This is a genomic window from Bradyrhizobium sp. RD5-C2 (assembly GCF_019972155.1).
In the GTDB taxonomy this organism is placed as follows: Bacteria; Pseudomonadota; Alphaproteobacteria; order Rhizobiales; family Xanthobacteraceae; genus Bradyrhizobium.
Genome location: NZ_BOVL01000059.1, coordinates 39,406 through 65,191, shown reverse-complemented (window position 1 = coordinate 65,191; position 25,786 = coordinate 39,406). Strand labels below are relative to the sequence as shown.

Sequence of the window (25,786 nt, the reverse complement as noted above, 5' to 3'; positions counted from 1 at the left end):
CGGCGGATCACGGTCGCAGCGCGGCGAAGCTGTGCAGATTTCCCTCAATCCTTGAGCTGCCGTTCCAGATCGACGAAGTCGATCTCCGCCCAGCGCTCGGAGATCTTGCCGTCGTGAATCCGCCAGAACGTCATGCCGCGGAATTCGACGTGGCGGCCGGTCGGGGCAACGCCGCGCCACGGGCTGCGGTGCCGGCCGCGCCAGACGAAGCGGCCGGCGACGATGTCGCGCTCGGCCACCAGGCACTCCGCCACCGCCGACAGATCGGCGAAGGTCTCGTGCATGGCCGTTGCATGCGCGATCACCTCCTCGGCGCTCATCCGCTTGCCGGCGGCATGATCGAAGAAGTCGCACGCCAGCTGCGCGCGGATCGCATCGGGATCGAGCCGATTGGTCACGGCGTCGTAATGCGCGAGCACCAGCGCCTTGTTGGCGTCGAGGGTGGCGTTGGACATCGGCGGGGCGCCTTCGAAGGAAAAGTTGCAGAAAAGGAAGGATGCGCCTCATACGCGAATCGGGCGGGACGGTGCAAGTGACGATGGTCAGAAAAAAACGCCGCTTTCGACCCGCGCGCGCTTCCGTCCCAAAGCGAAAGACGGTCGCCCGGAAAGTGCGCCGACCTGCGCGCGGGCTGCCGCTCCTGAAGCCCGCACGATGCGGAAGACACAACCAGCGGGCATGCGCGCCGGTAACATCATCCGATGGCTTGACCATGCCGGTGGCATGCAAGCAGCGGCGCACGGCATCCGGCGGCGCATGGCGCAGGAGCAATTCGGGGCGCACGCATGAACGCCACAGGCATCGGCGGCGACCAAGAAGCACGAATTCGGCTGACCGGTTCCGCGCCACGCGCGACCGGCCGCCGTGTCTTGTTCATGCAAAGGCGCGCCGCTAAAGCGTCGTCAGCCTGTTGCGACGAAGCCGTCATTTGCGGGGAACGCGTTTCGATGACGGACGACACGATGAGGATGCGCCATCGATGACGATCACCGGGGGTTTCGTACGCGCGCGCAGGATAGCCGCATCGCTCAGTATCATCCTCATGTTCGGCGCTGTTCAGATCGGACCGATCGATACCGCCGCAGCGCAGAACGCCCCCGCCAAGCGCGCGCCGGCGCAAGGCGCCGCCAACGCACAGGCGATCACCGCGCAGATGAAGAACGCCATCGCGCTGACGCGCGGCGGCAAGTTCGACGCGGGCTATGCACAGCTGCTTGCAGCACTGGATGCGGCAGACAAGCTCGACGACGCGCAATTCGTCATGGAGCAGTATTTCGAGGTGACCGCCGCGCTGCGCGCGGTCAAGCGCGACGACCTGGCCGAAAAACTGTTCGTCCGCGCGTTCAAGGGCAAGGCGGCGGCGCAGTCACCGCCCGGCAATGCCGACGTGCTCCTGATGTACGCGATCCTCTTATCCGACCACGCCGGGATCGCGGAAGCCGTCCCGCTCTACATGAAGGCGATCGCGGCCTTCAACGCCTATTGGGGCGAAGGCTCCGAGGAATCGCTGATCGCCAACGACAAGCTCGCGGTCGCGCTGTCGGCCAACGGCTCGGCGGCGTCGGCGACGAATTTGGGCCGGCACAATTTTGAGCTGTCCGAGAAAGCGCTCGGGCCCGACCATCGTACCACCTGGAAGCTCGCCAACAATTATGCCGACATGCTGCGGGAGATCGGCGCGCCGGCAAAAGCGCTCGAGCTCGATCTGTTCGCGATCGAGAAACGCGCGAAGCATTACGGCGAGAACCATCTCAATACGCTGGTGACGGTCAACAACGCCGGACAGGATTTTCTCAATCTCGGCCGCTTCGACGATGCCCGCCGCTATTTCCGCCGGCATCGCGCGATCGCGACCATGCTCGCGCCGAAGGATCCGAGCTTCGCCGGGCAGGCCGATGCCTGGCTGTTCTACACCGACATGCTCGCCACAGGCGATGCCGCGATGCCGCAAGCCGACCTGCAGCGGCTGGAGGCGATCGTTGCCAATGAGGCGAATTTCGCGGATTTCCTGCGCATCAAGGCAGCAGGGCTGGCGGCCGGCAAGCGCGAGCAGCGCGGCGAGCGAGACGCGGGCATGCGGCTGCGCGAGACCGCGCTTGCGATTTCGACCCGCGCCTTCACCGCGCAGCATCCGCTCAGCTTCGAGACCAAACTCGGCATCGCGACAGCCTTGATCGCAACCGATCCGAACCGCGCCGCGCGCGCGTTCACCGCGCTCGACCGCGAGATGTTCGACTGGATGAAGCGCGAGGTCGGCACATCAGGCGATCGCGCCGTCGCCGAGGCGATCCGCGCCCATGCCGACCATCTGCTGTTCGCGTTCGGCCGCTTCGCCACCGGCGCCGGATCGTCGGTGGCACAGCCAGCCTTTGCCGCCGCGGTGCTGCGCTGGAAGACGCTCGGCGGCGGCGATGCCACCGCGCTGCGCCGGCTCGAGACGCAGATGGCGGGCAAGGACGAGGAGACCGCGGCGCTGCTGCGCGCGGCGTTGCGGCTCAACGGCGAGAAGCAGGAGCTGTTCTCGTCGGGCAATATCGACGACTGGGCGAGATCCGTGTGGCAGCGGCAGGACGCGGCCGAGAAGGCGCTGAACAAGCGGCTCGACGCGATCGGCGCGAAGCTGCCGCAGGATCCGATCCGTCCCGCGCAGCTGCTCGCGCCTGACGAAGCCGTCATCAACTATTTCATCACGCGGCAATGGAAGGCGGATCGCCAGTCCAAGGAACCGCTGTCCGCGACCGTGCTCTACGCCATCGTCGAGACCGCAACGAGCGAACCCCGCGTGGTCGATCTCGGCGATCCCGGCCGCATGGTCGACACCGGCGTGCGGACCGAGATCGCGCGGCTGCGCACGATGCAGGCCGCCGCGCCGGATCCCGACGCCGAAGCACCCGACACCAGGGGGCTCGGCACCAAAGGTCGCTTCCAGAACCTCCGCGCACGGCTGTTCGCGCCGCTGGAGCCTTTGCTGAAGGACAAGGCCACGCTCTATGTGGTGCCGGACGGCTTCCTGTTTGCCGTGCCGTTCGCGCTGCTGCCCGGCGCCGATGGCGGGCTGCTGGAGGACAAGTTCACGATCCGGATGCTGACCAGCCCCGACGGGCTGATCGCGATCCATGCGCGCGAAAAGCTCGACCGGACGGGCGCGATGCTGCTCGCCGGCGGCATCGAATACGGCCAGCCGGGGCCGATGCCCCTGCCCGGCACGAAGACCGAGATCGAGACGATCGCAAGACTCGCCCGCGCGCGCGGCGCGCCGGTCGAGGTGCTGACCGGACGCGGCGTCAGCGAAAGCGCGCTGCGCGAGGCGATCGGCAAGGCCCGCATCGCGCATCTGGCGACCCACGGCTTCTATCACGACAGCACGGCGTCCGGCCTCGATACGCTCTGGCAGAGCGGCATCGTGCTGTCCGGCGCCGGCGACAGCCGATGGCCGCTGCGTGATGAGAAGGACGGCTATCTCTATGCCTTCGAGGTGATGGACTGGGACCTGTCCGGCCTTGATCTGCTGGTGCTCTCGGCCTGCGAGACCGGCCGCGGCGACGAGAGTTTCGTCAGCGGCCTGCGCGGTCTGCCGACCGCGCTCGGCATCGCCGGCGCCCGGCGCGCGCTGCTGACGCTGTGGCCGGTCGCCGACGAGGGCACCGCCAATTTCACCGTGCGCTTTTATGAGCACCTGGCGGAGGGCCTGACCTATTCGGATGCGCTGCGCCAGACCCGGCGCGATGCGCGCGACGGCAAGGTCGTGGGCGCCAAGGACGCGAGCGTGTGGGCGGCGTTCGTGCTGTTCGAGGGCTAAGGCACAGGCCGCATATGAACGGCGCAAGGGCCCTATGCCGCCGAATCGTGCAGGGCAGATCGGCACGCGCGGCAGGTAATTTGCTTTGACAGCGGCGGCCTGATCGGAGACAAGCCGCCCATGCCGAAAAAACCCGGGACCAATCCCAAAGGCGAATTCGCCTTCTTCAACGTCTTCTATGAAGACGGCTCGCAGCGCTCTAACCGCCGCGTGCCATCGGAGCTGCTGGGCGGGCTGGATGGCGACGAGCCGGTGCGCGCCTTCCTGCGCGAGCAGGACCGCGAGATCGCCGAAAAGGGCGGCCGCCCGCCGCTCGAGATCAAAACCATCGAGCGGGTTGGGACGAAGAAGAAGTAGCGGCGCGGGTCTCCGTCAGGCCGACCAACTCTGCAGTGCTGGGTTCCTCTTTCGTCATTCCGGGGCGCGCGAAGCGCGAGCCCGGAATCCATTTCACCACGAAATCTGCGGCCCGATGGATTCCGAGCTCGGCGCTGCGCGCCGCCCCGGAATGACGAGGGTGTTGATGACCGGGCAAACAATAAACGGCGGGCCTTTGCCCGCCGCTTTTGTCTCGATGGATGCCCGGGTCAAGCCCGGGCATGATGACCCGAATTAGTTGTCCAGGAAGCTCCGCAGCTTCCGCGACCGCGATGGGTGCTTCAGCTTGCGCAGCGCCTTGGCTTCGATCTGGCGGATGCGCTCTCTCGTCACCGAGAACTGCTGGCCGACTTCTTCCAGCGTGTGGTCGGTGTTCATGCCGATGCCGAAGCGCATGCGCAGCACGCGCTCCTCGCGCGGGGTGAGCGAGGCCAGCACGCGCGTCGTGGTTTCGCGCAGGTTCGACTGGATCGCCGCGTCGATCGGCAGGATCGCGTTCTTGTCCTCGATGAAATCGCCGAGATGCGAATCCTCTTCGTCACCGACCGGGGTTTCGAGCGACAGCGGCTCCTTGGCGATCTTGAGGACCTTGCGGACCTTCTCCAAGGGCATGCCGAGCTTCTCGGCGAGCTCTTCCGGGGTCGGCTCGCGGCCGATCTCGTTCAGCATCTGGCGCGAAGTGCGGACGATCTTGTTGATCGTCTCGATCATGTGCACGGGGATGCGGATGGTGCGGGCCTGGTCGGCGATCGAGCGGGTGATCGCCTGCCGGATCCACCAGGTGGCGTAGGTCGAGAACTTGTAGCCGCGGCGATATTCGAACTTATCGACCGCCTTCATCAGGCCGATATTGCCTTCCTGGATCAGGTCGAGGAATTGCAGGCCGCGGTTGGTGTACTTCTTGGCGATCGAGATCACGAGACGGAGGTTGGCTTCCACCATCTCCTTCTTGGCCTGACGGGCCTCGCGCTCGCCCTTCTGCACGCCGTGCACAATCTTGCGGAATTCGCCGATCTCGAGCCCGGTGAGCGCCGCCAGCGACTGGATCTCGTGGCGCAGGTCCTTGATGCGGTCCTTCTCGTGATGGACGAAGTTCTTCCAACCCTTGGCCGACAGCTTGGAGACGCGGTTGAGCCAGCGCGGATCGAGCTCCGAGCCCTGGTAGTTGCGCAGGAAGTCCTCGCGCGCGACGCCGTGGCTGTCGCCGAGTCGCAGCAGGCGGCCCTCGAACGAAACCAGCTTCTTGTTGATGTCGTAGAGCTGCTCGACCAGTGAATCGATGCGGGCCTGGTTGAGGCGCAGCGACTTCACCTCGACGATGATCTCGTCCTTCAGCTTCTTGTACTTGCGCTCCTGCGAGGGCGACAGCGACTCGCTCTGCAGCTGGTTGGCGATGTCCTGCTCCTGCAGGCGGCGCAGCTTCTTGTACTCGGATGCGATCTTGTCGAAGGTCTCGACCACCTTCGGCTTCAGCTCGGCCTCGATGGCGGCGAGCGACATCTGGTTCTCGAACTCGTCGTCGTCCATGTCGGACTCGGCAGCGGCTTCGGCCGGATCCTTCTCCTCAACACCGGCTTCGCCACCGGCGGGCGCGGCGCGGAACGGGGTCGGCGACGGCGGTGCTGCTGGCGGCGCGACATGGGCCGGCGCGCCGGCCTGCACATCGCCGCCATTGCCTTCAGCGGCGGCGCCCTCGGCGCCGTTGTTGCCGATCAGGTTCGGATTGATGCCGCCCTTCGACTCGGGGCCGGCATAGGTGGCTTCGAGATCGATGATGTCGCGGAGGAAGATCTTTCCTTCGTTGAGCTCGTCGCGCCAGATGATGATGGCCTGGAAGGTCAGCGGGCTTTCGCAGAGGCCCGCGATCATCGCCTCGCGGCCGGCCTCAATGCGCTTGGCGATTGCGATTTCGCCTTCGCGGGAGAGCAATTCCACCGTGCCCATCTCGCGCAGATACATGCGCACGGGATCGTCGGTGCGCTCGCCGGGCTCCGACTTCTTGACCTCGGTGACAGCCTTCTGCGTGACCTCGACGAGTTCGTTGTCGGTCTCGTCGTCGCCGTCGTCCTTCTCGTCCTCGCCTTCGCTGTCATCCGCCTCGGTGACGTTGATGCCCATGTCCGAGAGCATCGACATGATGTCTTCGATCTGTTCGGGCGAGGTCGTGTCGGAGGGCAGCACTTCGTTGAGCTGATCGAAGGTCACGAAGCCGCGCTTCTTGGCCTGCTTGATCATCTTCTTCACCGCGGCATCCGACAGGTCGAGCAACGGCGACGGCGCGTCAGCGGCATCCTTCTCAGGAGCATCCGCTGCCTTGTCGTCTTTTTCCTTGTCCTTAACCTGCAGCGTCTTTGCCTTGGTGGCCATTCACTAAGCTCCCGAAACGCGGTCATGCAAAATGGCGCCACGCACGCGCATCCGCACGAAATCTAGATTTACTCTCTCGACGCACAAAGGGCGGCGCAAAATCTCGCCACCCCTCTGATCCGTCTCGACGGTTTCCATCTTGAAATAGCCGCGAGGCTATTAAGTTTCGCTTAACCCTGTTTTTGCAGCCAAACCATGGATTTGGCGAGTCTTTTTGCGGGTTCGGCCAGCGCCGTCCGCAGCATTTTTATTATCAGACGTTACGCTGGAACCGGCCCGATAATTCGCCGAACCCTTCAATCAGGGCTTCGGTCCCATCGGCTTCTGCCATCCGGGCCTGGATATCCTGCAACCATGCCAGATTGGCCTCGCTGGAGTCTTCAGCCAAGGCGGCTTCCGCATCTTTTCTTTCCCTAAGTAAGGCGTGGGTTTTCTGATGCAAGGCAACGAGTTGACGCCAGGTCGATAAAACATCCTCGCGCGCCGCGCCGATCTGCGCGCCCCACACCGCCTGGGTCGTGATCACCCGCTCAACCCTTTGAAGTATCTGCGATAATCCGCCCGCTTCGAGGTCGGCGCGCATCTTCTCGGCCTGCTCCTCGACATCAGGAGAATGGTGATGGTCGTGGGCAAAGGCGGCGATAATCGCGGCCCGCAGCTTGTGGGCCTCGGGATGGGCAAGCTCCAGCGCCGCCACCTCCTCGAGATGGTCGTGCAGCAGCCAGGGGTGATTGATCAGCGATTGCAGGATCAGCGCCTCGCGGCTCGATATCGCGCTGCGCTGACCGCGCATGATCGGGCTGTTGGCCAGTTGCTGGCTCGCGGGCTGATAGGGGCCCCGTGAAAACCCGGGGGTGGCGCCGCCCTTGGCGCCGAACCGGCCGCCCTGACCCGGGCCGCGAGGGGCAAACTGGCGGGGTGATTCGCCGCCGCGTCCGCCTCCGAAATTGCCCCGGTTGCCGTAGCCGCCGCGGCCGTAACCGCCGCGTCCGCCCTCCGGGGCAAAATTGCGTTGCAGCCGCTCCTGCAAATCCTGCCGGTAATAACGCCGCACCACCTCGTCGCGGATGCCATTGGTGAGCTCGCCGATCCGCGCCTCGAGTGCTGCGCGGCGCTCGGGGGTGTCGAAATTGCCGCCCTCGATCTCGCGCGACCAGACCATTTCGGCGAGCGGCCGCGCGGCGCCGATCACATCCTCGATCGCGCCGCGGCCGCCGGAGCGCGCGAGGTCGTCGGGGTCCTGCCCTTCCGGCAGCAGCGCGATACGCAAGCTCTTGCCGGGCTTGAGCTGCGGCAAGGCAAGGTCGGCGGCGCGATAGGCGGCCTTCTGGCCGGCGCGGTCGCCGTCGAAGCAGAGGATCGGCTCGTCCACCATCTTCCAGAGCATTGCCAGCTGGTTCTCGGTCAGCGCGGTGCCGAGCGGCGCGACGGCGCCGGGAAAGCCCGAGGTGACCATCGCGATGACGTCGACATAGCCCTCGACGACGATCAGCTGCGCGCCGTCATGCGCGGCCTGGCGCGCGGTGAACAGGTTGTAGAGATTGTCGCCCTTGTGAAACAGCGGGGTTTCCGGCGAGTTCAGGTACTTGGCCGGAACGTCCTTCTCCAGCGCGCGGCCGCCGAACGCGATGACGCGGCCGCGGGCATCCGTGATCGGGAACATGACGCGGTCGCGGAAGCGATCGAACGGCACCGGCTTGTCCTCGCCGGACACCAGAAGCCCCGCCTCCACCATGTCCTCGGTGGAGATGCCTTGCGCGCCGAGATGCTCCTTCAGCGCAAAACGGTCCGGCGGCGCATAGCCCATCCGGAACTGGAACTGGGTCGCCGGTGAGATGCTGCGGTCGGCAAGATAGCCGCGCGCCTTGGCGCCGTTGCGCGAGGCCAGCGTGTCGGCGAAGAACTTTGTCGCCAGTTCCATCACGTCGTGCAGGGTGCGGCGATGCTGCTCGTGGCGCGCCGCATCGGGCGTCACGGCCGGCAGCGCGACACCCGCCATCGCGGCGAGACGTTCCACCGCCTCAGGGAACGTCACGCCCTCGGTCTTCATCAGGAAGTCGAAGATGTTGCCATTCAGCCCGGACGAGAAGTCGAACCAGGCCTGCTTCTGGTCGTTGACGAAGAACGACGGGGTCTTCTCCTGCTGGAACGGCGACAGCCCCTTCCACTCCCGCCCGGCCTTCTTGAGCTTGACGCGCCGGCCCACGACTTCCGAGACCGGAAGCCGAGCGCGCAGCTCATCGAGGAATTCGGGCGTGAAACGCATCAGGTGATTCTGGCCTCGGGCAACGAATCGCGGACAACCGGTTAGCCATATAGCGGCAGGCTAAGACATGCCGAACAATGTGGGGCTTTTCCGGGCTATTCACAGGCCAGCCCGTGCGGCTCCGTCGAGCGGGCTACCCCCGAATCCGCGGTGGAGAGCCTGCACGGCAAGCTTGCCCCCTCCCCGCTTCCGGGATTGGATAGCAACATGTTCACGACATTCAGAGGCGGACAGAGCGGCGGCTGGCAGGTCACATCCATCACGCGGGTGAAGGGCGAGACGCTGCCGAAGGTCCCGGCGCTGTCGATCGTTGCGAGCGACTCGATCGCACTGCCGCTGTTGCCCGCGCAGACCTCCTGGCGGCTCGCCGGCGTCGCCAGCTATTTGCGCTACACCCAGAAGGAGGAGCGCGAGAAGCTTGCCGCCGTGCAGGCCGGGCTCGGCCGCAGCGAGGCAACGCACGCGGCGCTGATCCCGATCAGGAAATCCGCGGCGTGGTGGGAGCTGACGCAGCCGGAGCGCCGCGAGATTTTCGAGGACAAGTCGCACCACATCGCCGGCACCTTGAAATTCCTCCCCGCCATCGCCCGCCAGCTGTTTCACGCTCGCGACCTCGGCATGCCCTTCGACTTCCTGACCTGGTTCGAATTCGCCCCCGAGCACGATGGCCTGTTCGACGAACTGGTCGGCATCCTGCGCGCGACCGAGGAATGGAGCTATGTCGAGCGCGAGGTCGACATTCGCGTCGAGCGGGAAATCTGAGATCTTGTGCCCCGGACGCTGCACAGCACGCAGTGCGTGCGGGACACGAGCGCTAGTGCTCCAGAAACTTCCCTGACGCGATCCGCGGCAGCTCGGTGACAGGCCAGTTGTAGAGATAGGTCCACGCCTCGTTCACGCTGCCATCGGCGCGCGTGACCTTGAGCATCTCACGGACATATTCGGTCGGCGGCGGAAAGCCCTCGCCGCAGGCCTCATACATGTCGAATTCGCGCAGCATGGCTTCGCGCTCGCGGAGGCGAAACAATTCGCCGTGCACGATGTCGGCGGGATCGTCGGACGCCACTAGGCCCGGATAATGCTTCACCAGATAGAGCCGCCCGCAGCACTGCGCCGGCCCGAGGAACTCGGCATTGCCGGTAAGCAGCTTCGCCATCGGATGGTCGAAGCCGCGCATCAGCGTGCCGTAGACGAAGAGAAGGTCGGAAGTCATGGCCCTCTATGTCATTGCGAGCGAAGCGAAGCAATCCATCGTGCCACGAAATGGATTGCTCGTTGGCGATCTCCCGTCATCCTGAGGAGCGCGGAACGCGCGTCTCGAAGGATGCACGGCCCGGCTGGTGGCCGTCGACCCTTCGAGACGCGCTTCGCGCTCCTCAGGGTGACGGCTCTACATCAAGCCGCCACCACCTCATCGGTCACCACGACGAACTTCGTCAACGTCATGCGGCCGAAGCTCGTGGTGAGCGCGACGTCGGCGGCGTCGCGGCCGGTCGCCATCAGGATGCGGCCGATCCGCGGCGTGTTGTGGCGGGCATCGAACGTGTACCACTGGCCTGACAGATAGACCTCGAACCAGCCTGAGAAATCCATCGGCGCGGGATCCGGCGGAACGCCGATGTCGCCGAGATAGCCGGTGCAGTAGCGCGCCGGAATGCCCATGCAGCGGCAGAAGGTGAGCGCCAGATGCGCGAAGTCGCGGCAGACGCCGGCGCGGCCTTCATAGACGTCATGCGCCGACTTCATGTGATGGGCGTGCTCGTAGCCGAACGTCACATGATGGTGCACGAAATCGGTGATCGCCTGCACCCGCGCCCAGCCCTGCGGCGTGTTGCCGAACAGCGACCAGGCGATGTCGGTCAGCTTGTCGGTCTCGCAATAGCGGCTCGGCATCAGATAGAGCAGCATGTCATCGGGCAATTGCTCGATCGCAACCTGCTGCGCCGCCGGATTGACGATGTCCGCCAGCCCGGAATCCCGCACCAGCGCGCTGCCGCGGAAGGTGACACCACCGCCAGGGGCGACCAGTCGGCCACAGACATTGCCGAAGCCGTCGCGATAGAGGCCGATCGGGACATCCGGCTCGGCCGCAATGCTCTCGGTGCCGACGATATCGGCGAAGCGCGACGGATGGATCGACAGCATGATCACCATCGGGGTCGGCTGCGGAGCCGTGTAGGTGATCTCGAAGCCGACCTTGATCTGCATCGTCAGGCTGTCTCCCGCTCCGCCGCATTCTCGCCGACCGAGACGACCTTGATGTCGACGTCCAGGCCCAGGAAGGCATCCGCGGCGCCGAGATAGACGCCATGCAGCGGCACCGCCTGGCGCGGATCGCGCGCCACCGCGACGCGGATCAGGTCGCGCGTGCCGACGATGCCGTTGGTCGGATCGAACTCGATCCAGCCGGCGCTCGGCAGATAGACCTGCACCCAGGCGTGGGTCGAGCCGCCGCCGACATAGCCGTGCGCGCTGCCGGCGGGCATTGCGAGATAGCCGGAGACGAAACGCGCGGCGATGCCGAGCCTGCGCAGCGCCTCGATCATGAACAGCGCATAGTCGCGGCAGGTGCCGGACTTCGTCCGCAGCGTATCGAGCGGATGCTGGGTGCCCTGCTCGTAGCGCTTGCGATAGCTGAACGCCTCGCGAATGCCATGCGTCATGTCGCTCAAAATCTTGAACGTCAGTGTCGGCGCCTCGACATCGAGGAAGCGCCGCGCCCAGCCCGACAGCTCGCCGTTCGGGTCGCCATATTGCGGCGTGATGAACTGCTGCAGATCGGGGAATTCCTCGTCATCGTAAAGGAACGGATAGAAGTAGGCGGCGTCATCCGGTGTCAGCGCGAACGTATCGGCCGGATTGTGCTCGACCGTCGCGGTCGAGACAAAGCACAGCGTGTCGGCGCGCTCGTCGAAGGTGGCGATCGCGACGCTGTTGCCGAACACGTCGTGGATCCAGCGCAGCGACATCGGCTGCGGGTCGATCACAAGTGCGCTGTCGAGCACGCGCAGATCGTGGCCGTCGCGGGGGCGCAGCATGATGCGGTGTTCGCCGAACGCCACCGGGCGCGCATAGCGATAAACGGTCTTGTGATGGATAGTCAGGAGCGGCATCTTCAAACAATCATCGTGATTTCGGACCGCTTAATCTATAGAGAAAGCTGCTCGATTCCAGACCAGCATGCCCCTTGAATAGGCAAAGTTGAGGAAAAGGCCCTTGAATTACGGCGGTGGCCCATCGTTCCTGCTCGCAAGCACCGACGTTTCACCGGTTCTTGAACATAATTCCGATGGCCGCTCGCCGTTCCTGTTCACCTGCGATCATTACGGCAGGCTGATTCCCTCTCCGCTCGGCGATCTCGGCCTGCCCGAAAGCGAGCTCATCCGGCACATCGCCTGGGACATCGGCATCGCCGGCGTGGCAACTCAGCTCTCCGACCTGCTCGGCGCGCACCTGATCGCGCAGCGCTACTCGCGGCTCGTGATCGACTGCAATCGTCCACCGCATGTCGCAAGCTCGGTTCCATTGATCAGCGAAGCTACCACCGTTCCGGGCAATGAAGGCCTGTCGCGCGAAGCCGCTGAGATGCGCCGCGCGCAGATCTTCGATCCCTATCATCAGCGCATCGACGAGATCATCGACGCGCGTGCGAATCGGGGCATGCCGACGGTGCTGGTGTCGCTGCACAGCTTCACGCCGGTTTATGCTGGCATCGCGCGTCCCTGGCACATCGGCACGCTCTATCACCGTGACAAGGCGCTGCCGCCGCTGCTGCTGAAGCATCTGCGCAGCGAGGGCGATCTCGTGGTCGGCGACAACGAGCCCTATGCGGTCAGCGACGAGACCGACTACACGATCCCGGTGCATGGCGAGAAGCGCGGCCTGATGAATTCCGGCATCGAGATCCGCCAGGACTTGATCTCCGATCAGGCCGGCGAGACCGCATGGGCCGAGCGGCTGGCGCGCATCCTCGGCGAGATCGAAACGACGTTGCGTAAGGAAGCGCGGATCTAGGGCGTCGAACGGGGCCTGCGAGAGTGCGGCCTCTAGCCCGGAGGCAACTTGGCGTGCTTTAATCTGCCGGCTTGAACTTCCGAGTTAGGACAGTTCCGTGGCCCCCGAGCGCGTGGAAAGACGACTGGCAGCAGTGCTGGCGGCGGATGTCGCCGGCTACAGTCGCCTCATGGGAACGGACGAGGAAGGCACGCTCGCGCGACTCAAGGCAGCCAGAAAGGATCTCATTGATCCAACAATAGCCGCTCATCGTGGCCGCATCGTCAAGACAACCGGTGACGGCATGCTCGTCGAGTTCGGCAGTGTCGTCGATGCGGTGCGCAGCTCTGTGGAGGTTCAAGACAGGATCGCGGAGCTGAACGCCTCGGCACCGCAACAGCACCGGATAGCGTTTCGCATCGGCATTCACGTCGGCGACATCATGATCGACAACGACGACATCTTCGGCGACGGCGTCAACATCGCCGCGCGGCTGGAGAATATTGCCGACCCCGGCGGCATATGCCTGTCCGACGACGCCTACCGGCAAATCCGTGGCAAGGTCGATGCGGCCTTCGAAGACATCGGTCAGCAGAATCTGAAGAACATTGCTGAACCGGTACGCGTTTGGCGAATGAAAATCGGCGCCAAAGCTTCGACTGCGCATCTTGCAACTTCCACCGAACCACACCATGTCCGCCCGCTCTCGCGAAAGCCCTCCATCGCGGTGCTGCCGTTTCAGAATATGAGCGGCGATATCGAACAGGAGTATTTCGCAGACGGGATCGCCGAAGACGTCCTCACGACCCTGTCGAAGATTCAAGAGCTGATGGTGATAGCTCGCAATTCGAGCTTCGCGTTCAAGGGGCAGAACAGGGACATTCGCGAGATCGGGCAGATTTTGGGCGCTCGCTATCTGCTGGAAGGGAGCGTTCGAAAGCTTGGCAATCGCGTAAGGTTGACGGCGCAATTGATCGATAGTCGAGACGGCAGCCACCTTTGGGCGGATCGCTTTGATGGAGAACTCGATGACGTGTTCGACCTCCAAGACCGAATTACGCGCGAGATCGTCGAAGCGCTCGAGGTGCAGCTGACGGTCGGCGAACGCGCAAGGGTATGGCGAAAGCGCTCAGGCAGTCCGCTGGCATATGAATATGTTCTAAAGGGGCGCGCGCTCTACGTTAATTTTGCGAGACAGACTCATGCACAGGGACGGAAGCTTCTGGAAGAGGCGCTGGAAATCAATCCGGCCTTCATGCCGGCACTCTACCTCCTGGGTCTCACTCTAACCGACCAGGCCCGATTTGGTTGGGCCAAAGACGAGGATGAAGCGTATCAAGCCGCGCTGGATTGCGCCGATCGGGCTCTCGCGGTTGACCCTGGTTTCGGCGAGGCATACTTGGTCATTGGCTATGTCCGCACCTTTCAGCGTCGCCATGATGAGGCGGTGACAGCAGGAGAAGCGGCAATCAGCCTCGTGCCCAGCAGTTCTGACGCCCATCACATGGCGGGCATGTATCATGGTTACGCCGGCAATTTCAGAAAAGCCGTCCTTTACGAGGAACACGCCCAACGGCTCAGTCCCATTGAACGCAACGAATCCATGGTCGACGAAGCGCGCGCAAGATTTCATCTCGGAGACTTCGCGACGGCGCACGACATTGCTTCCCGCGTATTGAAGCAGCGGCCGCTCTGGCTGACCGCGCAGTCGACACTCATCGCGGCACTTTGGAATCTCGGCCGGCAAAATGAAGCGCGTGTTATCTCAACCGACTTGCTGGCGGGCCACCCCAACTTCAGCTTGGCCCGCTGGGCCAGTCTGCTTCCGTATCGCCGGCAAGGCGACCTGGACGCATTGGTCAACCCGTTACGCATGGCAGGGCTCCCGGAGTGAGGACCCGTCCTCTCGCAATGTCGTCGAAATGTTGACCCCCGGTTCCCGTCCATAGCGGAAACGGCGGGACATCACGACGTCGCCGCGGCCATCACGTTCTTGGATCCACGACCTGGTTGTCCACCTAGACCGGCGCCTTGGGATGCCGGGGATGAAGCCGCCGCTTCTTCAGAGGACGCGCGACAGACGCCTTGGCTTTCCCGGGCGGTCCCGGCGCGACCCTGGATTTGCGAACGACCTCGATCGCCGTCGCCGAACCGACGCAGCCGTGGCAGATGATCTGCGGTGCTCGCACCGGCGCAATGCCGCACGCAAGGCACTTGCGCGGCGGCGATCGCTTCTTCGATTTCCTGGTCGACTTCCCGCGCATCTCCGCGGTTGAGACACCGCAGGGATGCGCATATTCCGATCAATTCGGCCGGCGCCGCCAGATGAACAGCAGGTAGAGCAGCACGGGCAGGCCGAGCGCCACCCAGGAGACGGCATCCCACCAGCCGTCGCCGACCAGCGCGCTGATCAATCCCACCGTGCTCACGATCGCGATGACGAGCGGGACGGCGAAGATCTGGGTCAATGAACGATGTGCGACCATGCTGATGTCACGACGTGAGCGCGGGGTTGTCGATGGAGGCGGCGTTGGCGATGGCGCGTTCCACGCTCACACCCGCCTTGCGCCGGCGCATCCACAGATACACGCCGGTGACGAGGATGAAGATGGTGAGAATGTCGAGCAGCGCCCAGACGATCTTGAGCGGCATGCCGCCGTAGTCGCCGAAATGCAGCGGCTGCGAGACGTACAGCGTCGACACATACCAGGGCATGTCGCGACTGTCGGTCAGCGTGCCCGTTTCCGCATCGATCAGCGCGGGCTTCAAGAGCCGCGAGGTCAGCGGCGTATCGCCGTGCAGGAAGACCGCGTAGTGGCTCTTGCTGCTGAACAGGGTTCCCGGGAAGGCGACGAAGCTCGGCGTCATGCCAGGCACCGCGTGCCGGGCCACCTCAACCGCGCCGTTCAGCGAGGTCAGCTTCGTCGGCACCGGCCGGTCCTTATACTGCGCGGTCATTTCGGCAAGCTGGCCGAACTGCCACATCTTGAGCACGAGGTCCGCCCAGGTGTTGATGACGCCGGTGAAGCCGACGACCAGCGTCCAGGCCACCAGCAGGATGCCGGCGAGATTGTGGACGTCGAGCCAGCGCACGACGCGCCTCCGCTGCGCGCGATAAGCGCCAAAGCGCAGCTTCCGCATCGACGGCGCGTAGACCACGATGCCGGAAATGATCGCGACGCAGAACAGGATCCCCATCAATCCAAGAAACAGTTTGCCGGGCAGGCCTGCGAACATGTCGGTGTGCAGCTTCAGCATGATGTAGGTGAAGCGGCCGGTCACGTCAGGGGAATCGAGATAGGCGCCGGTATGCGTATCCATCCGGACCAGGAGGTTGTTGGTCGGATCGGCGTCGATCGTCGGGCCAACGCTGACCCAGACCGCGCCGGGCTCGTCACGATCCCAGATCAGGAAATGGGGCACCCTGCCCGGCGCCCGCGCGAGCGCGTTGGCGAGCAGATGATCGAGATTGGCCGGCGGCGTGCCAGCGGGCGCCTCGGCCGGCTTGACCTGGCTGTGCAGGAGATCGTCGATCTCGTCGTGGAAGATCAGCGGCAGGCCGGTGATGCACAACAGCAGCATGAACAAGGTGCAGATCAGGCTGGTCCATTTGTGGACGGCGCCCCACCGCCGCAGGGATTTGGTCGTCGCAGTCAACTTCGCTACCTAATTTCGGGAGTCTCCATTCTTGCCGTCACTAACACGATGAAGGATGCACGCCGTCGCGCGGCGATTAGAACCCATCCAGTGTTGGACTTATCGTTGCTCGTGTTGCGCTCTCGCAACGAGCGCGTCCAGGACCTGCGACGATGCGTCCCGGCTGTCAGCGCGATTTCCTGGGATCGTTCTAAATTGGATCACGGCGTTCAACCGGCCGATGCGGCGTGGACAGGATGCTTCGCACGCCATCTGGGGCCCGGCCCGCGCATGTAGTGCAGCTCGGGCCGGTACGGATCGCGCATACGCTCGATCAAGTTCTGCCAGCCGGTCGTGATCGCGTTCAGGCCACGGCGCAGAGGTAACAGTGACTTCAGCGACAGCATGGCACCCTCTCAGTGCGGTTTTCCGAGAACGAATGCGAAGGGCAGGATGACGATCTCCTCACCGTCTTCGTCGCTGACATGCACGGCCCAGTCGCGCCAGTCTTCCAGACTGACCGTTGCGACCAGCGAGCGCATCATGCGGGTCGCCGCCTCGCAGGCCTCGGAGAGGCTGGTCACCGCGGTGCCGCGGCGGTCCATCAACACGCCGCGCGTATTCGAGCAATGGAAATAGACCTGCGTCATGTCCGCGTCCTCGCAAGCTCCGGGCGATCTGGCTCGCCTTTGTACGACGAAGCTCTACGTAACTTGGACGCGACCATCCGTGATGCGGTTCACACGGGCGCAGGCAGCGCGGCGGCCTCGCGGAATGGTGATCAGGGGCTCCAACGCCACCTTCACCAAATCGCGATTTGACAGTTCTCCTGTATTTGTCAAAATCGTCAAATGGGACCGAAAACCCGTATTCTCGATGCCACCATGCTGGTGTTCCGCCGGCACGGCTTTCGCCGTTCCTCGATCGAGCAGGTCGCCGAAGCGGCCGGCCTGACGCGGCAGGCGCTCTATCATCATTTCGAATCCAAGGAAGCGCTGTTCCGCGCCGTGATCGAGCGCGTGCATGAATCCGCGATCGCGGCCGAGGAGACTGCCGTTGCCGAGGCGGAGACGGCGGGCGGCGATCTCGGCGACATCCTTGCCGCGGGCATGACCGCGCGGATGTCGACCATGATCTCGTCGCTGGACGGCTCGCCGCATCTCGAGGAATTGTATTCCGAGCATCTCGTGCACGCGCGCGAGCTTTATCAGACCTACGCCGCACGCTATGCGGAGCGCATGGTCGCGACGATCACGAAGATCGTGCGCAAGCAGCAGCTGGCGCTGCCGCAGGACCTGTCGCCGGCCGAATTCGCGCGGCTGGTCGAAATGTCAGTGTACGCATCGAAGTCGCAGTATCCGGCGATGCAGCCGTCCGATGCGTTCCTGAAGGACATGGCGATCATGGTGCGGACGCTCTGCGCGGGCGCTGTGCCCAAATCTTCGCCGAAATCCGCAAAGCCGCCCATCAAGAAGGCGGCGATCAACCAAAAGCCGACACGCAGCAAGACAGGAGGACATCCATGAGCACGACGACCATCAATGGCCGTGTTGAATCGCTGCCCGATGATCCCGATGCGCTCTTGATCGACATCGTGCGCGACCAGCTCAAGCTCACCGGCACCAAGCTCGTGTGCGGCGCCGGCGTCTGCGGCGCCTGCACGGTGCTGGTCGACGGCGCGCCGGTCGCAAGCTGCCTGATGCCGGCGCACGCCGCGGCCGGCAAGGCGGTGACGACGGTGGAGGCCATCGGCGCCACCGGGCTGCATCCGGTGCAGAAGGCATTCATGGCGCATGATGCCCTGCAATGCGGCTTCTGCACGCCGGGCTTCATCGTGGAGGCGACCGCGTTCTGCGACCGCTGGCGCGCGACCAAGGGGACGGCAGTGCCGTCACGCGAGGAGATCGGCGCGGCGCTGTCGGGCCATCTCTGCCGCTGCGGCGCCTATGATGGTATCTTCCGTGCGGTGGCGGATGCCTGCGCCGGCCGCTTCGACGGCGACAACGTCACGGCGCCACGCATCGAGGCACGCGACAAGGTGACGGGCGCCGCAAAGTACACCGTCGACATCAATCATGACGGCCAGCTCGAAGGCCTGATCCTGCGCTCGCGCGAGGCGCATGCCCGCATCACCGCGCTCGATCTGGCTCCGGCACGCGCGCTCGCCGGCGTCACCGCGGTGTCGCTGCTCGGCGACGACCGCATCGTGCGCTATGTCGGCGAGCCGATTGCGGCGGTCGCCGCGAAGGACCGCAGGACGGCGCTGGCCGCGCTGGCTGCGATCAAGCTGACCAGCGAACGGTTGCCCGCGGTGGTCGGGCTCGACGCCGGGCGCAAGGATGGCGCGCCCGTGGTGTTCGACAAGGCGAACCGCAAACGGGCCGGTAATGTCTCGGAGGCGGCCGGCGGGCCGGCGCCATGGAAGCAGAACATCCGCGGGCCGACCGCGGTGTTCTCGACCCGTGCCAAGAAGGCCCGCAACTGGGTGGACGAGGCGCGCCAGGCCAACAACCGCCTGCTCGTCGAAGCCACCTTCCGCACCGCCACGCAACAACATGCATGCCTCGAGCCGCATGCCGCGGTGGCGCGCTTCGACGGCGACCGGCTGACCTTGCACGCCTCGACCCAGCAGGTGTTTCACCTCAAGGAGCAGATCGCAAAGCGCTACAAGCTCGATCACGACAAAGTCCGCGTCATCGCCGATCACGTCGGCGGCGGCTTCGGATCGAAGGCGAGCCTCGGCGTCGAGACCATCGCCGCGATCGAGCTCGCGCGCGAGGCGAAAGCGCCGGTGAGAGTCGCCTACGATCGGCAGGAGGAGCTCTCCGTCGCCGGCTACCGGCCGGCCGCGGAGCTAAAGGTCGCGCTGCTGCCCTCCGACAAGGGCGGCCTGAAAGCGCTCTCCGTCACCGCGCATGCCGATACGGGGGCTGCGACCAACTCGACGATCGCCGGCCTGGCGCGGCTGATCTATCCGGCCGAGGCGAAGGACCTTTCGGATTTCGACGTCATCAGCAATCTGCCGCCCGGCGCGGCCTTCCGCGGCCCCGGCGGTCCGCCGATGGCATTCGCGGTGGAGCAGGCGATCGACGAGGCCGCGCTGCGGCTCAAGGTCGATCCGATTGCCTTGCGCAAGAAGTGGGATCCCGATCCCAACCGCCAGCGGCTCTACGACTGGGCCTCCGGGCTCGAGATCTGGCGCAGCCGCAAGCCGGTGCAGAATGGGCGCTATCGCCGCGGCATCGGCATGGCGACGGGCTACTGGCTCTATCTCTGGCAGCCCAATGTGAAGGTCGAGGTCGCGGTCAAGGGCGGCCGGATCGTCGCCAGCACCGCGACGCAGGACATCGGTACCGGCACCCGCAGCGTGCTTGCCGACACGATCGCGCGCGAGCTCGATCTCGAACCGTCTGACATCGAGGTGCGGATCGGCGATTCATCGCTGCCCGAAGGCCCCGGCTCCGGCGGCAGCCGCGTCACCGCCTCGGTGATGCCGCCGACGCTGCAGGCGGTGCGGAAACTGAAGGCTGCAATCCTCGAACAGGCGACACGAAAGCCTGCGCCCGGCTCGAACGCGCCCTGGCGCGAGCTGATCGCGCGCTCGCCCGACATCGCTGTCGTGGAGACGCGCGGCGAGGACGGCAAGAACACCGCGCCCGGCATCCGCTCGCCGCTGCGCGAAGTCGGCCTGATGGGCATGGTGTTCGGCTGGATGATGCGCCGCTTCTCGAACATCGCGGTCGGCGCCGGCGTGCCGAGCTCGGTGCAGGTGATCGAGGTCGAGGTCGACACCTGGCTCGGCCATGTCCGCGTGCTCAACGTGCATACCGGGATCGCGGTCGGCAAGATCGCAGCACCGGCGCTGGCGCGCAGCCAGGCCTGCGGCGCAGTGATCCAGGGCCTCGGCTACGCGCTCTACGAGGCGCGCGAGCTCGATCCGACCAGCGGTGACGTGCTGACCGCGGGGATGGAGGATTATCGCATCCCGGGTATCGCCGACACACCCGAGATCGATGTCCATTTCGACGAAGCCGGCTTCGACCATGTGCTCGGCAACAGCGTCGGCATCGGCGAGGCATCGACGGTGCCGACCTCGGCCGCGGTCGCGAACGCGATCCACGACGCGATCGGCGTTCGCCTCACCGAGATTCCGATCCGGCCCGACCGCATCGTCGCCGCACTGAAAGGGAGGGATGCCGCATGAGCGTCGCAATCGCAGAGGCGCTGTCCGCGCCCGAATTCCGCGCCGCCGGCACCGATCTGTCGGAGCGCCGTCGCAGCGGCCTGTCGTGCGGATCGATCATCGATCTCACCGCCAGTCCCGATACGATCGGGATCGCATGGAGCGCGGACGGCGCGGCACGCATCGGTGCCCTCACCGCGATCGCGGCGATCGCATCCGACGCGCGGCTCGCGCAAGCCTATCCCGGCATCGCCGCGGCCGCGCAGGGCCTGGCCACGCCGCAGATCCGGCACATGGCAACGCTCGGCGGCAACCTCGCCCAGCGCTCACGCTGCTGGTATTTCCGCAATCCGCAGATCGCCTGTCTCAAGAAGGGCGGCTCCGACTGTCCGGCGCGATCAGGCAATCATCTCTATCACGTCGCGTTCGATCTCGGTCCTTGCGTGGCGCCGCATCCGTCCACCATGGCGATGGCGCTGCTGGCCTATGATGCGAAGATCGTCACCGACCGGCGCAGCGGATTGTCGATCACCGACCTGCTCGGCGACGGCAGCAACGGGGCGGCCGACAATCTGCTCGCACCGGGCGAACGGATCGAGCGGATCGAGCTCCCTGCTCCGCTCGCCGGCGAGCGCGCGCTCTACAAGCGCGCGATCAGCCGGACGCATGCGGAATGGCCGCTGGTCGAGGTCTGCGTGCGGGCCGTGATAGAGGGCGGCGTATTCCGCGAGGTTCACCTTACAGCCGGCGGCATCGCCCCGGTCCCGCTGCGTCTTGCGGCAAGCGCGGCAGCACTGCGGGGAAAGCCGGCCGACGCGTCGACCATCGCGCACGCCGCCGAGCTGGCAACATCGGGCGCCAGGCCGCTGACGATGACCGGATACAAGCTCGACCTGCTGACCGGCCTGGTGCGCGACCTCGTCGAGCGGATCGCCGCGTAACCTGCAGCTCACCGCGCCCGGGTCAGCGCCAGCCAGATGCCGCCGCCGATCATGAAGCCGCCTGAGATGCGCGACATTAGCCGCGTCCGCTCCTTGGAGAAGAATTTGCGGGCGCGGCCGGCGGCCAAGGCGTAGGCGGCGTCGGTCAGCACGGCGGTCGCCATGAAGGTGACGCCGAGCAGCGCGACCTGCGGAATGTGCGGCTTGTCCATATCCATGAACTGCGGAATGAAGGCGCCGAAGAACACCAAGACCTTCGGATTCGAGAGCAGCACCAGAAAGCCTTGCAGGAAGAAACCGCCGCGCGGTGGCGGCGGCCGGTCGTCGGTGCCGACGCCCTCGACCGGCGAGCGGATCAGCTTGATGCCGAGCCAGACCAGATAGGTGGCGCCGGCGAAGCGCACCCAGTCGAACCAGTAGCCCATCGTCGCCATGAGCGAGGTCAGCCCGACCGCGACGATGCCGATCACGATCGCGAGCCCGACCTGCGCGCCCAGCACATTGGTGAGCGCGGCGCGCGTGCCGTAACGCAGCCCGTTGGCGATCACCATCGTGACGATCGGACCGGGCAGCAGCGCCAGCGCAATGCAGGCGGCGACGAAGGCGAAATAGGCTTGCAGGGACATTGGGGGGCTCGTTTGTTCTTTGCCGACATTATGCATGCAAGAGCCGAACATGGAAGCGGTCTGCTCCCTCGCCCCGCTCTTGCGGGGAGAGGGCTGGGGCGAGGGGCTCTCTCCACCAGGCGGTGCGGGTCGTTAGACCTGTACCCCCTCACCCGGATCGCATCTTGCGATGCGATCCGACCTCTCCCCGCAAGCGGGGAGAGGTAAGGAAGACGCACGCTGCGCTCAACGGCCCTCCATGGCCGCAATCATCCATTTCCTGATCTCTTGCGACTCCAGAAACGTCAACGTCGCCCGTTGCACCCGCGCCGCATCTCCCCCACCCTGCGCCGCCACGGCCATGAGATCGCAGCGATGCGACAGCGCGATGCCGATCGCGGTACGCTTCTCCTTGGGCATCCCGACATCATAAGCCCTGATCCGTCCGCGCATCTCAGCGACATCGACGACATCGCCCACCTTCAGCGGCGCAAACCGCGGGCTGATCATGTCGACATCGGACACGCGATCGACCTCGTCGTCATCGGCGACGCCGCTGTCGCAGTTGCAGAATCCGAGCTTCGGCCGCAGATAAACCTCGACCTCAGCGCCGCACTCCGCCACACCGCAATGGAAGGCGCGGCCGGCGGGCCAGCCGTCGCGTGGGAACGGCCAGGCGATTTCACGCCACTGCGCCGCGGGCGGCGACGCCATCTCGTAGCCGGCCACGGCCGAGAGGCCGCCGAGCGTCAGGAACATCGCCGCGATGACCGGCCACGAGCGCGTCATCGCCCGCTCACGGCAGCCCGGCGACGGCACGCGCCGCGCCGGTCAGTTCGAGAATATGCAGGCCGGTATTGGCGCGGTCGACCGCGTAGATGTAGCCACGCTCGTCGGTCTCGACATTGTTGGTCTGGATCGCGACCTTGCAGCGGTCCTTGCCGTCGACGGTGACGCAGCGCCTGTCGGTCGCGGCCGTGATCGAAGGAATGAAGTAGCCGACTTCCCTGGGATGATAGGGATCGCGGATATCGAGCGCGCGGACGCCGGCGTTGAAGAAGGCGATGAAGGCGAGCTTCTTGTAATAGACCGGCGCCATGCTCTCGTTCGACGAATGCGAGCCGAACCGGCCGCCGCGTTCGCAGAACGCGCCGGAGGCCTCAGGCACGGTATAGTTCGAGATCATCATCGGCCGCGCCTCGGTCGTGACGTCGGCGAACCAAACCATCTGCCGCGCCTCGCCGCACTCGTTCTGGATCGCCTCGTCGACGATCATCACGATGTCGCGGCTCTTGCCATCCTTGTCGCGGGCGAATTCCGCAATCGGCATGCCCGGCATCGGAAACACCGTATGCGCGCCGTTCATCGCCGACAGCGGCATCCGCGCAATCTCCGGGAATTTCAGATTGTCCGGCGTCGGCTCCTTCGGCCCGTTCAGAAGCTTGTCGCGATCGACGATCTGCAGGAAGCCGCCCTTGTTGGTGCCGTAGCCGAAATAGACGCGGTTGCCCTGCGGCCCGGTCGAGATCGGCCCGTGCAATTCGGTCGGCACCGCGCCGGTCGCGCCCGGCTCCTGTCCAGGCAGACCGAAGTCCCTGATCTTCTTTGGCTGCGCGGGGTCGGAGAGATCGTAGATCTGCGTCATGCGTCGCGTGCGCCAGTCCGGCGCGCCCGACACCAGGAAGGCGATGCCGGTCTCGCATTCCCAGAAATTCTTGTGCGTGTCCTTCAGCCCGCCGATCCGGGTGACCAGCACGGGATTGGCGGGATCGGCGACGTTCCAGATCTCATGCGCCTCGCTGCCGAAAGTGCGCAGCATGTAGACCGCGTTGCGATCGCCTTTCGGCAGATCCTTGCCGTCGCAGATTCGCACCATCTGCGCGCCGCCGGATTCGTATTTGCCTTCCTGGCCTGGAATGTGCCGCAGATATTTCGGATGCGCGGGATCGGTGACGTCGACGATCGAGGTGCCGTTCGGCTCGGCTTTGCCGGTCATCGGGTTGACGGGATCGGGAATGTCGTCGGTGCCGCCGTGATGGCCGATATAGGCGATCCATCTGTCGCCCTGGTGATGGATGGTCGGCTGATAGGCGCTGCGTGCCTGCAAGTCGCTGGTTCCAACCAGCCGCATGTTGGAGGCTTCGGGCGGGTCGCCGATCTTCTGCTGGGCGCTCGCGCCATTCGCGAGCAGGACAAGAAGAAACGTGCAGCAAGCTGCCGTAACGCGACCACCCATGCGCACCACCCCGAATTCCCAGGCCAATCTGCGTTGGCTGTGCGGAACGCTAGCACGGCGATACCGGCGCCTGAACACACGCTCTTGACATGCAACCATTTGGTTGCCTATTATCCGACCCATGGATGAAGTCTTCAAAGCTCTCGCGGATGCCTCACGGCGGACGCTGCTTGACCGGCTTCACGATCAGAACGGGCAGACGCTCGGTGAGCTCTGCGACGGCCTCGACATGTCGCGTCAGGCCGTCACCAAGCACCTTGGGATTCTCGAGGAGGCCAACCTCGTCACCACGATCAAACATGGCCGCGAGAAGCTGCATTACCTCAACCCGGTTCCGATCCATCAGATCGGCGAGCGGTGGATCAGGAAGTTCGAGCGCGGCAAGCTCGCCGCGCTCAGCGAATTGAAAAGACAATTGGAGAAGCGTGATGAGTAAGCCGGACTATGTCTACGTCACCTATATCGAGACCACCGCCGACAAGCTGTGGCACGCGCTGACGTCGAGCGAGTTCACCGAGCGCTTCTGGTTCGGCTATCGCGTCAGCTCGGACTGGAAGGTCGGCTCGCTTTATCATTTGACCAAGGACGGCCGCCGCGCCGTGCAAGGCGAGGTGCTGATCGCCGATCCACCCAAGAGGCTCGCTTACAGCTGGGACGTGGTGAAGGAAGGCGTCGAGCGCGAGGGAGTCTCGCGCGTGACCTTCGACATCGAACCGCACGGCAGCGTGGTCAAGCTGACCATGACGCACGACAATCTCGGCCCGAAGACGCTGCGCGACATCTCCGGTGGCTGGCCGATGGTGATCGCAAGCCTGAAGAGCTTCCTGGAGACCGGACGCGAGCTGCCGGCAGACCTGCTCACGAGCGGTGCCAGGGAGGCCTACCATGCCTAAGCCCGAATTCGCCTACGTCACCTACATCGAGACCACGCCGGAGAAGCTGTGGGATGCGCTGACATCAAGCACATTCACGCGGCAGTACTGGTTCGACACCGAGCTGAAATCGGACTGGAAGGTCGGCTCGCCGCTCGCACTGGTGACGGGCGGCGAGACCACCGACACCGGCGAGATCCTCGAAGCCGACCGGCCGCGGCGCCTCGCCTACACCTTCAAGCACGTGCGCGACGAGGAGATGCGCAAGGAGCCGGCGACCAAAGTCGTCTTCACGCTCGAGCCCCATGGCAAGATCGTGAAGCTGACCGTGACCCATGAGGGCTTCGGCGCGGGCAGCAAGCTGCTCGACGGCATTTCCAAGGGCTGGCCGGCGATCCTGTCCGGCCTCAAGAGCCTGCTCGAGACCGGCAAGGTGGTCACGATCCCGCCTGCCGCGCTCGGGATCGACGGCTTCGAATGACGATGAAAATCTATCGACGGGTGCGTACA

24 protein-coding genes are annotated in these 25,786 nt (G+C 65.0%); 11 read left to right on the top strand and 13 right to left on the bottom strand.

Going from position 1 to position 25,786, the window contains the following annotated elements:
- Positions 1-44: 44 nt before the first annotated feature.
- Positions 45-455, bottom strand: coding sequence for an ester cyclase (locus BraRD5C2_RS37480; protein WP_223977175.1), 411 nt, complete (start codon positions 453-455; stop codon positions 45-47).
- Between the two features lie 524 nt (positions 456-979).
- Here BraRD5C2_RS37480 and BraRD5C2_RS37475 point away from each other — a divergent pair.
- Together BraRD5C2_RS37475 and BraRD5C2_RS37470 are read left to right on the top strand one after the other, a co-directional pair.
- Entirely contained in the window at positions 980-3,799 is a 2,820-nt protein-coding gene (locus BraRD5C2_RS37475; protein WP_223977173.1) for a CHAT domain-containing protein, read from the top strand.
- Positions 3,800-3,919: 120 nt separating this feature from the next.
- Entirely contained in the window at positions 3,920-4,156 is a 237-nt protein-coding gene (locus BraRD5C2_RS37470; protein WP_223977171.1) for a hypothetical protein, read from the top strand.
- A 255-nt stretch (positions 4,157-4,411) separates the two neighbouring features.
- Here the strand turns inward: BraRD5C2_RS37470 and rpoD are convergent, their stop codons facing one another.
- Positions 4,412-6,544, bottom strand: coding sequence for an RNA polymerase sigma factor RpoD (gene rpoD, locus BraRD5C2_RS37465; protein WP_223977169.1), 2,133 nt, complete (start codon positions 6,542-6,544; stop codon positions 4,412-4,414).
- A 253-nt stretch (positions 6,545-6,797) separates the two neighbouring features.
- The gene (dnaG, locus tag BraRD5C2_RS37460) at positions 6,798-8,810 is read right to left on the bottom strand and encodes a DNA primase (RefSeq protein WP_223977166.1); all 2,013 of its coding nucleotides are present in this window, start codon (positions 8,808-8,810) and stop codon (positions 6,798-6,800) included.
- A gap of 207 nt (positions 8,811-9,017) precedes the next feature.
- On the opposite strand from dnaG, the gene BraRD5C2_RS37455 reads away from it, so the two are divergent.
- Entirely contained in the window at positions 9,018-9,572 is a 555-nt protein-coding gene (locus tag BraRD5C2_RS37455; protein WP_223977164.1) for a chlorite dismutase family protein, read from the top strand.
- A 52-nt stretch (positions 9,573-9,624) separates the two neighbouring features.
- Here BraRD5C2_RS37455 and BraRD5C2_RS37450 read toward each other — a convergent pair whose 3' ends face one another.
- The 3 genes from BraRD5C2_RS37450 to BraRD5C2_RS37440 all read right to left on the bottom strand — a co-directional run bounded on the left by BraRD5C2_RS37450 (position 9,625) and on the right by BraRD5C2_RS37440 (position 11,923).
- Positions 9,625-10,023, bottom strand: a complete 399-nt coding sequence (locus BraRD5C2_RS37450; RefSeq protein WP_223977162.1) for a gamma-glutamylcyclotransferase family protein — start codon at positions 10,021-10,023, stop codon at positions 9,625-9,627.
- Between the two features lie 182 nt (positions 10,024-10,205).
- Entirely contained in the window at positions 10,206-11,018 is an 813-nt protein-coding gene (locus BraRD5C2_RS37445; protein ID WP_223977160.1) for a transglutaminase-like domain-containing protein, read from the bottom strand.
- 2 nt (positions 11,019-11,020) lie between these two features.
- Complete coding sequence (locus BraRD5C2_RS37440) at positions 11,021-11,923, bottom strand: transglutaminase family protein (protein ID WP_223977157.1); 903 nt, start codon at positions 11,921-11,923, stop codon at positions 11,021-11,023.
- A gap of 103 nt (positions 11,924-12,026) precedes the next feature.
- Between BraRD5C2_RS37440 and BraRD5C2_RS37435 the strand changes: the two genes are divergently transcribed.
- Positions 12,027-12,824, top strand: coding sequence for an N-formylglutamate amidohydrolase (locus tag BraRD5C2_RS37435; protein WP_223977155.1), 798 nt, complete (start codon positions 12,027-12,029; stop codon positions 12,822-12,824).
- Between the two features lie 97 nt (positions 12,825-12,921).
- Positions 12,922-14,697, top strand: a complete 1,776-nt coding sequence (locus BraRD5C2_RS37430; protein WP_223977153.1) for an adenylate/guanylate cyclase domain-containing protein — start codon at positions 12,922-12,924, stop codon at positions 14,695-14,697.
- A gap of 409 nt (positions 14,698-15,106) precedes the next feature.
- On the opposite strand, the gene BraRD5C2_RS37425 is transcribed toward BraRD5C2_RS37430, so the two are convergent.
- The 4 genes from BraRD5C2_RS37425 to BraRD5C2_RS37410 form a co-directional block, all read right to left on the bottom strand.
- A complete protein-coding gene (locus tag BraRD5C2_RS37425) occupies positions 15,107-15,289 on the bottom strand; it encodes a hypothetical protein (RefSeq protein ID WP_223977151.1) in 183 nt (60 codons plus the stop codon).
- 7 nt (positions 15,290-15,296) lie between these two features.
- Positions 15,297-16,460, bottom strand: coding sequence for a PepSY-associated TM helix domain-containing protein (locus BraRD5C2_RS37420; RefSeq protein ID WP_223977149.1), 1,164 nt, complete (start codon positions 16,458-16,460; stop codon positions 15,297-15,299).
- Positions 16,461-16,669: 209 nt separating this feature from the next.
- Complete coding sequence (locus BraRD5C2_RS37415; RefSeq protein WP_223977147.1) at positions 16,670-16,846, bottom strand: hypothetical protein; 177 nt, start codon at positions 16,844-16,846, stop codon at positions 16,670-16,672.
- 9 nt (positions 16,847-16,855) lie between these two features.
- On the bottom strand, positions 16,856-17,089 hold the full coding sequence (locus tag BraRD5C2_RS37410; protein WP_223977145.1) for a DUF6894 family protein: 234 nt from the start codon (positions 17,087-17,089) through the stop codon (positions 16,856-16,858).
- Positions 17,090-17,290: 201 nt separating this feature from the next.
- Between BraRD5C2_RS37410 and BraRD5C2_RS37405 the strand changes: the two genes are divergently transcribed.
- Genes BraRD5C2_RS37405 through BraRD5C2_RS37395 form a run of 3 tightly spaced genes read left to right on the top strand, consistent with a single transcriptional unit; the run spans position 17,291 to position 21,563 of the window.
- Positions 17,291-17,965: a TetR/AcrR family transcriptional regulator gene (locus BraRD5C2_RS37405; protein ID WP_263010105.1), complete on the top strand. Its 675-nt coding sequence runs from the start codon at positions 17,291-17,293 to the stop codon at positions 17,963-17,965.
- Positions 17,962-20,643 (top strand): molybdopterin-dependent oxidoreductase, encoded by a 2,682-nt coding sequence (locus BraRD5C2_RS37400; RefSeq protein ID WP_223977143.1) that lies wholly within the window; start codon positions 17,962-17,964, stop codon positions 20,641-20,643. Before BraRD5C2_RS37405 ends, BraRD5C2_RS37400 begins: the two co-directional genes overlap by 4 nt.
- Positions 20,640-21,563: an FAD binding domain-containing protein gene (locus BraRD5C2_RS37395; protein WP_223977141.1), complete on the top strand. Its 924-nt coding sequence runs from the start codon at positions 20,640-20,642 to the stop codon at positions 21,561-21,563. Before BraRD5C2_RS37400 ends, BraRD5C2_RS37395 begins: the two co-directional genes overlap by 4 nt.
- An 8-nt stretch (positions 21,564-21,571) precedes the next feature.
- Here BraRD5C2_RS37395 and BraRD5C2_RS37390 read toward each other — a convergent pair whose 3' ends face one another.
- The 3 genes from BraRD5C2_RS37390 to BraRD5C2_RS37380 form a co-directional block, all read right to left on the bottom strand.
- Entirely contained in the window at positions 21,572-22,189 is a 618-nt protein-coding gene (locus BraRD5C2_RS37390; protein ID WP_223977139.1) for a LysE family translocator, read from the bottom strand.
- A 225-nt stretch (positions 22,190-22,414) separates the two neighbouring features.
- On the bottom strand, positions 22,415-22,957 hold the full coding sequence (locus tag BraRD5C2_RS37385; RefSeq protein WP_223977137.1) for a hypothetical protein: 543 nt from the start codon (positions 22,955-22,957) through the stop codon (positions 22,415-22,417).
- A 7-nt stretch (positions 22,958-22,964) separates the two neighbouring features.
- The gene (locus tag BraRD5C2_RS37380; RefSeq protein ID WP_223977135.1) at positions 22,965-24,404 is read right to left on the bottom strand and encodes an LVIVD repeat-containing protein; all 1,440 of its coding nucleotides are present in this window, start codon (positions 24,402-24,404) and stop codon (positions 22,965-22,967) included.
- 121 nt (positions 24,405-24,525) lie between these two features.
- Between BraRD5C2_RS37380 and BraRD5C2_RS37375 the strand changes: the two genes are divergently transcribed.
- From BraRD5C2_RS37375 to BraRD5C2_RS37365, 3 genes are read left to right on the top strand one after another with little or no spacing between them, the layout of a single operon-like run.
- The gene (locus tag BraRD5C2_RS37375) at positions 24,526-24,840 is read left to right on the top strand and encodes an ArsR/SmtB family transcription factor (RefSeq protein WP_223977133.1); all 315 of its coding nucleotides are present in this window, start codon (positions 24,526-24,528) and stop codon (positions 24,838-24,840) included.
- On the top strand, positions 24,833-25,297 hold the full coding sequence (locus tag BraRD5C2_RS37370) for an SRPBCC family protein (RefSeq protein WP_223977131.1): 465 nt from the start codon (positions 24,833-24,835) through the stop codon (positions 25,295-25,297). Before BraRD5C2_RS37375 ends, BraRD5C2_RS37370 begins: the two co-directional genes overlap by 8 nt.
- Entirely contained in the window at positions 25,290-25,757 is a 468-nt protein-coding gene (locus BraRD5C2_RS37365) for an SRPBCC family protein (RefSeq protein WP_223977128.1), read from the top strand. The genes BraRD5C2_RS37370 and BraRD5C2_RS37365 overlap by 8 nt, the downstream gene beginning before the upstream one ends.
- Positions 25,758-25,786: the final 29 nt, after the last annotated feature.

Coding starts and splice junctions, on each gene's coding strand:
- BraRD5C2_RS37480 (WP_223977175.1), bottom strand. CDS start 455: ATGTCCAACGCCACCCTCGACGCCAACAAGGCGCTGGTGCTCGCGCAT.
- BraRD5C2_RS37475 (WP_223977173.1), top strand. CDS start 980: ATGACGATCACCGGGGGTTTCGTACGCGCGCGCAGGATAGCCGCATCG.
- BraRD5C2_RS37470 (WP_223977171.1), top strand. CDS start 3,920: ATGCCGAAAAAACCCGGGACCAATCCCAAAGGCGAATTCGCCTTCTTC.
- rpoD (WP_223977169.1), bottom strand. CDS start 6,544: ATGGCCACCAAGGCAAAGACGCTGCAGGTTAAGGACAAGGAAAAAGAC.
- dnaG (WP_223977166.1), bottom strand. CDS start 8,810: ATGCGTTTCACGCCCGAATTCCTCGATGAGCTGCGCGCTCGGCTTCCG.
- BraRD5C2_RS37455 (WP_223977164.1), top strand. CDS start 9,018: ATGTTCACGACATTCAGAGGCGGACAGAGCGGCGGCTGGCAGGTCACA.
- BraRD5C2_RS37450 (WP_223977162.1), bottom strand. CDS start 10,023: ATGACTTCCGACCTTCTCTTCGTCTACGGCACGCTGATGCGCGGCTTC.
- BraRD5C2_RS37445 (WP_223977160.1), bottom strand. CDS start 11,018: ATGCAGATCAAGGTCGGCTTCGAGATCACCTACACGGCTCCGCAGCCG.
- BraRD5C2_RS37440 (WP_223977157.1), bottom strand. CDS start 11,923: ATGCCGCTCCTGACTATCCATCACAAGACCGTTTATCGCTATGCGCGC.
- BraRD5C2_RS37425 (WP_223977151.1), bottom strand. CDS start 15,289: ATGGTCGCACATCGTTCATTGACCCAGATCTTCGCCGTCCCGCTCGTC.
- BraRD5C2_RS37415 (WP_223977147.1), bottom strand. CDS start 16,846: ATGCTGTCGCTGAAGTCACTGTTACCTCTGCGCCGTGGCCTGAACGCG.
- BraRD5C2_RS37410 (WP_223977145.1), bottom strand. CDS start 17,089: ATGACGCAGGTCTATTTCCATTGCTCGAATACGCGCGGCGTGTTGATG.
- BraRD5C2_RS37405 (WP_263010105.1), top strand. CDS start 17,291: ATGGGACCGAAAACCCGTATTCTCGATGCCACCATGCTGGTGTTCCGC.
- BraRD5C2_RS37400 (WP_223977143.1), top strand. CDS start 17,962: ATGAGCACGACGACCATCAATGGCCGTGTTGAATCGCTGCCCGATGAT.
- BraRD5C2_RS37395 (WP_223977141.1), top strand. CDS start 20,640: ATGAGCGTCGCAATCGCAGAGGCGCTGTCCGCGCCCGAATTCCGCGCC.
- BraRD5C2_RS37390 (WP_223977139.1), bottom strand. CDS start 22,189: ATGTCCCTGCAAGCCTATTTCGCCTTCGTCGCCGCCTGCATTGCGCTG.
- BraRD5C2_RS37385 (WP_223977137.1), bottom strand. CDS start 22,957: ATGACGCGCTCGTGGCCGGTCATCGCGGCGATGTTCCTGACGCTCGGC.
- BraRD5C2_RS37380 (WP_223977135.1), bottom strand. CDS start 24,404: ATGGGTGGTCGCGTTACGGCAGCTTGCTGCACGTTTCTTCTTGTCCTG.
- BraRD5C2_RS37375 (WP_223977133.1), top strand. CDS start 24,526: ATGGATGAAGTCTTCAAAGCTCTCGCGGATGCCTCACGGCGGACGCTG.
- BraRD5C2_RS37370 (WP_223977131.1), top strand. CDS start 24,833: ATGAGTAAGCCGGACTATGTCTACGTCACCTATATCGAGACCACCGCC.
- BraRD5C2_RS37365 (WP_223977128.1), top strand. CDS start 25,290: ATGCCTAAGCCCGAATTCGCCTACGTCACCTACATCGAGACCACGCCG.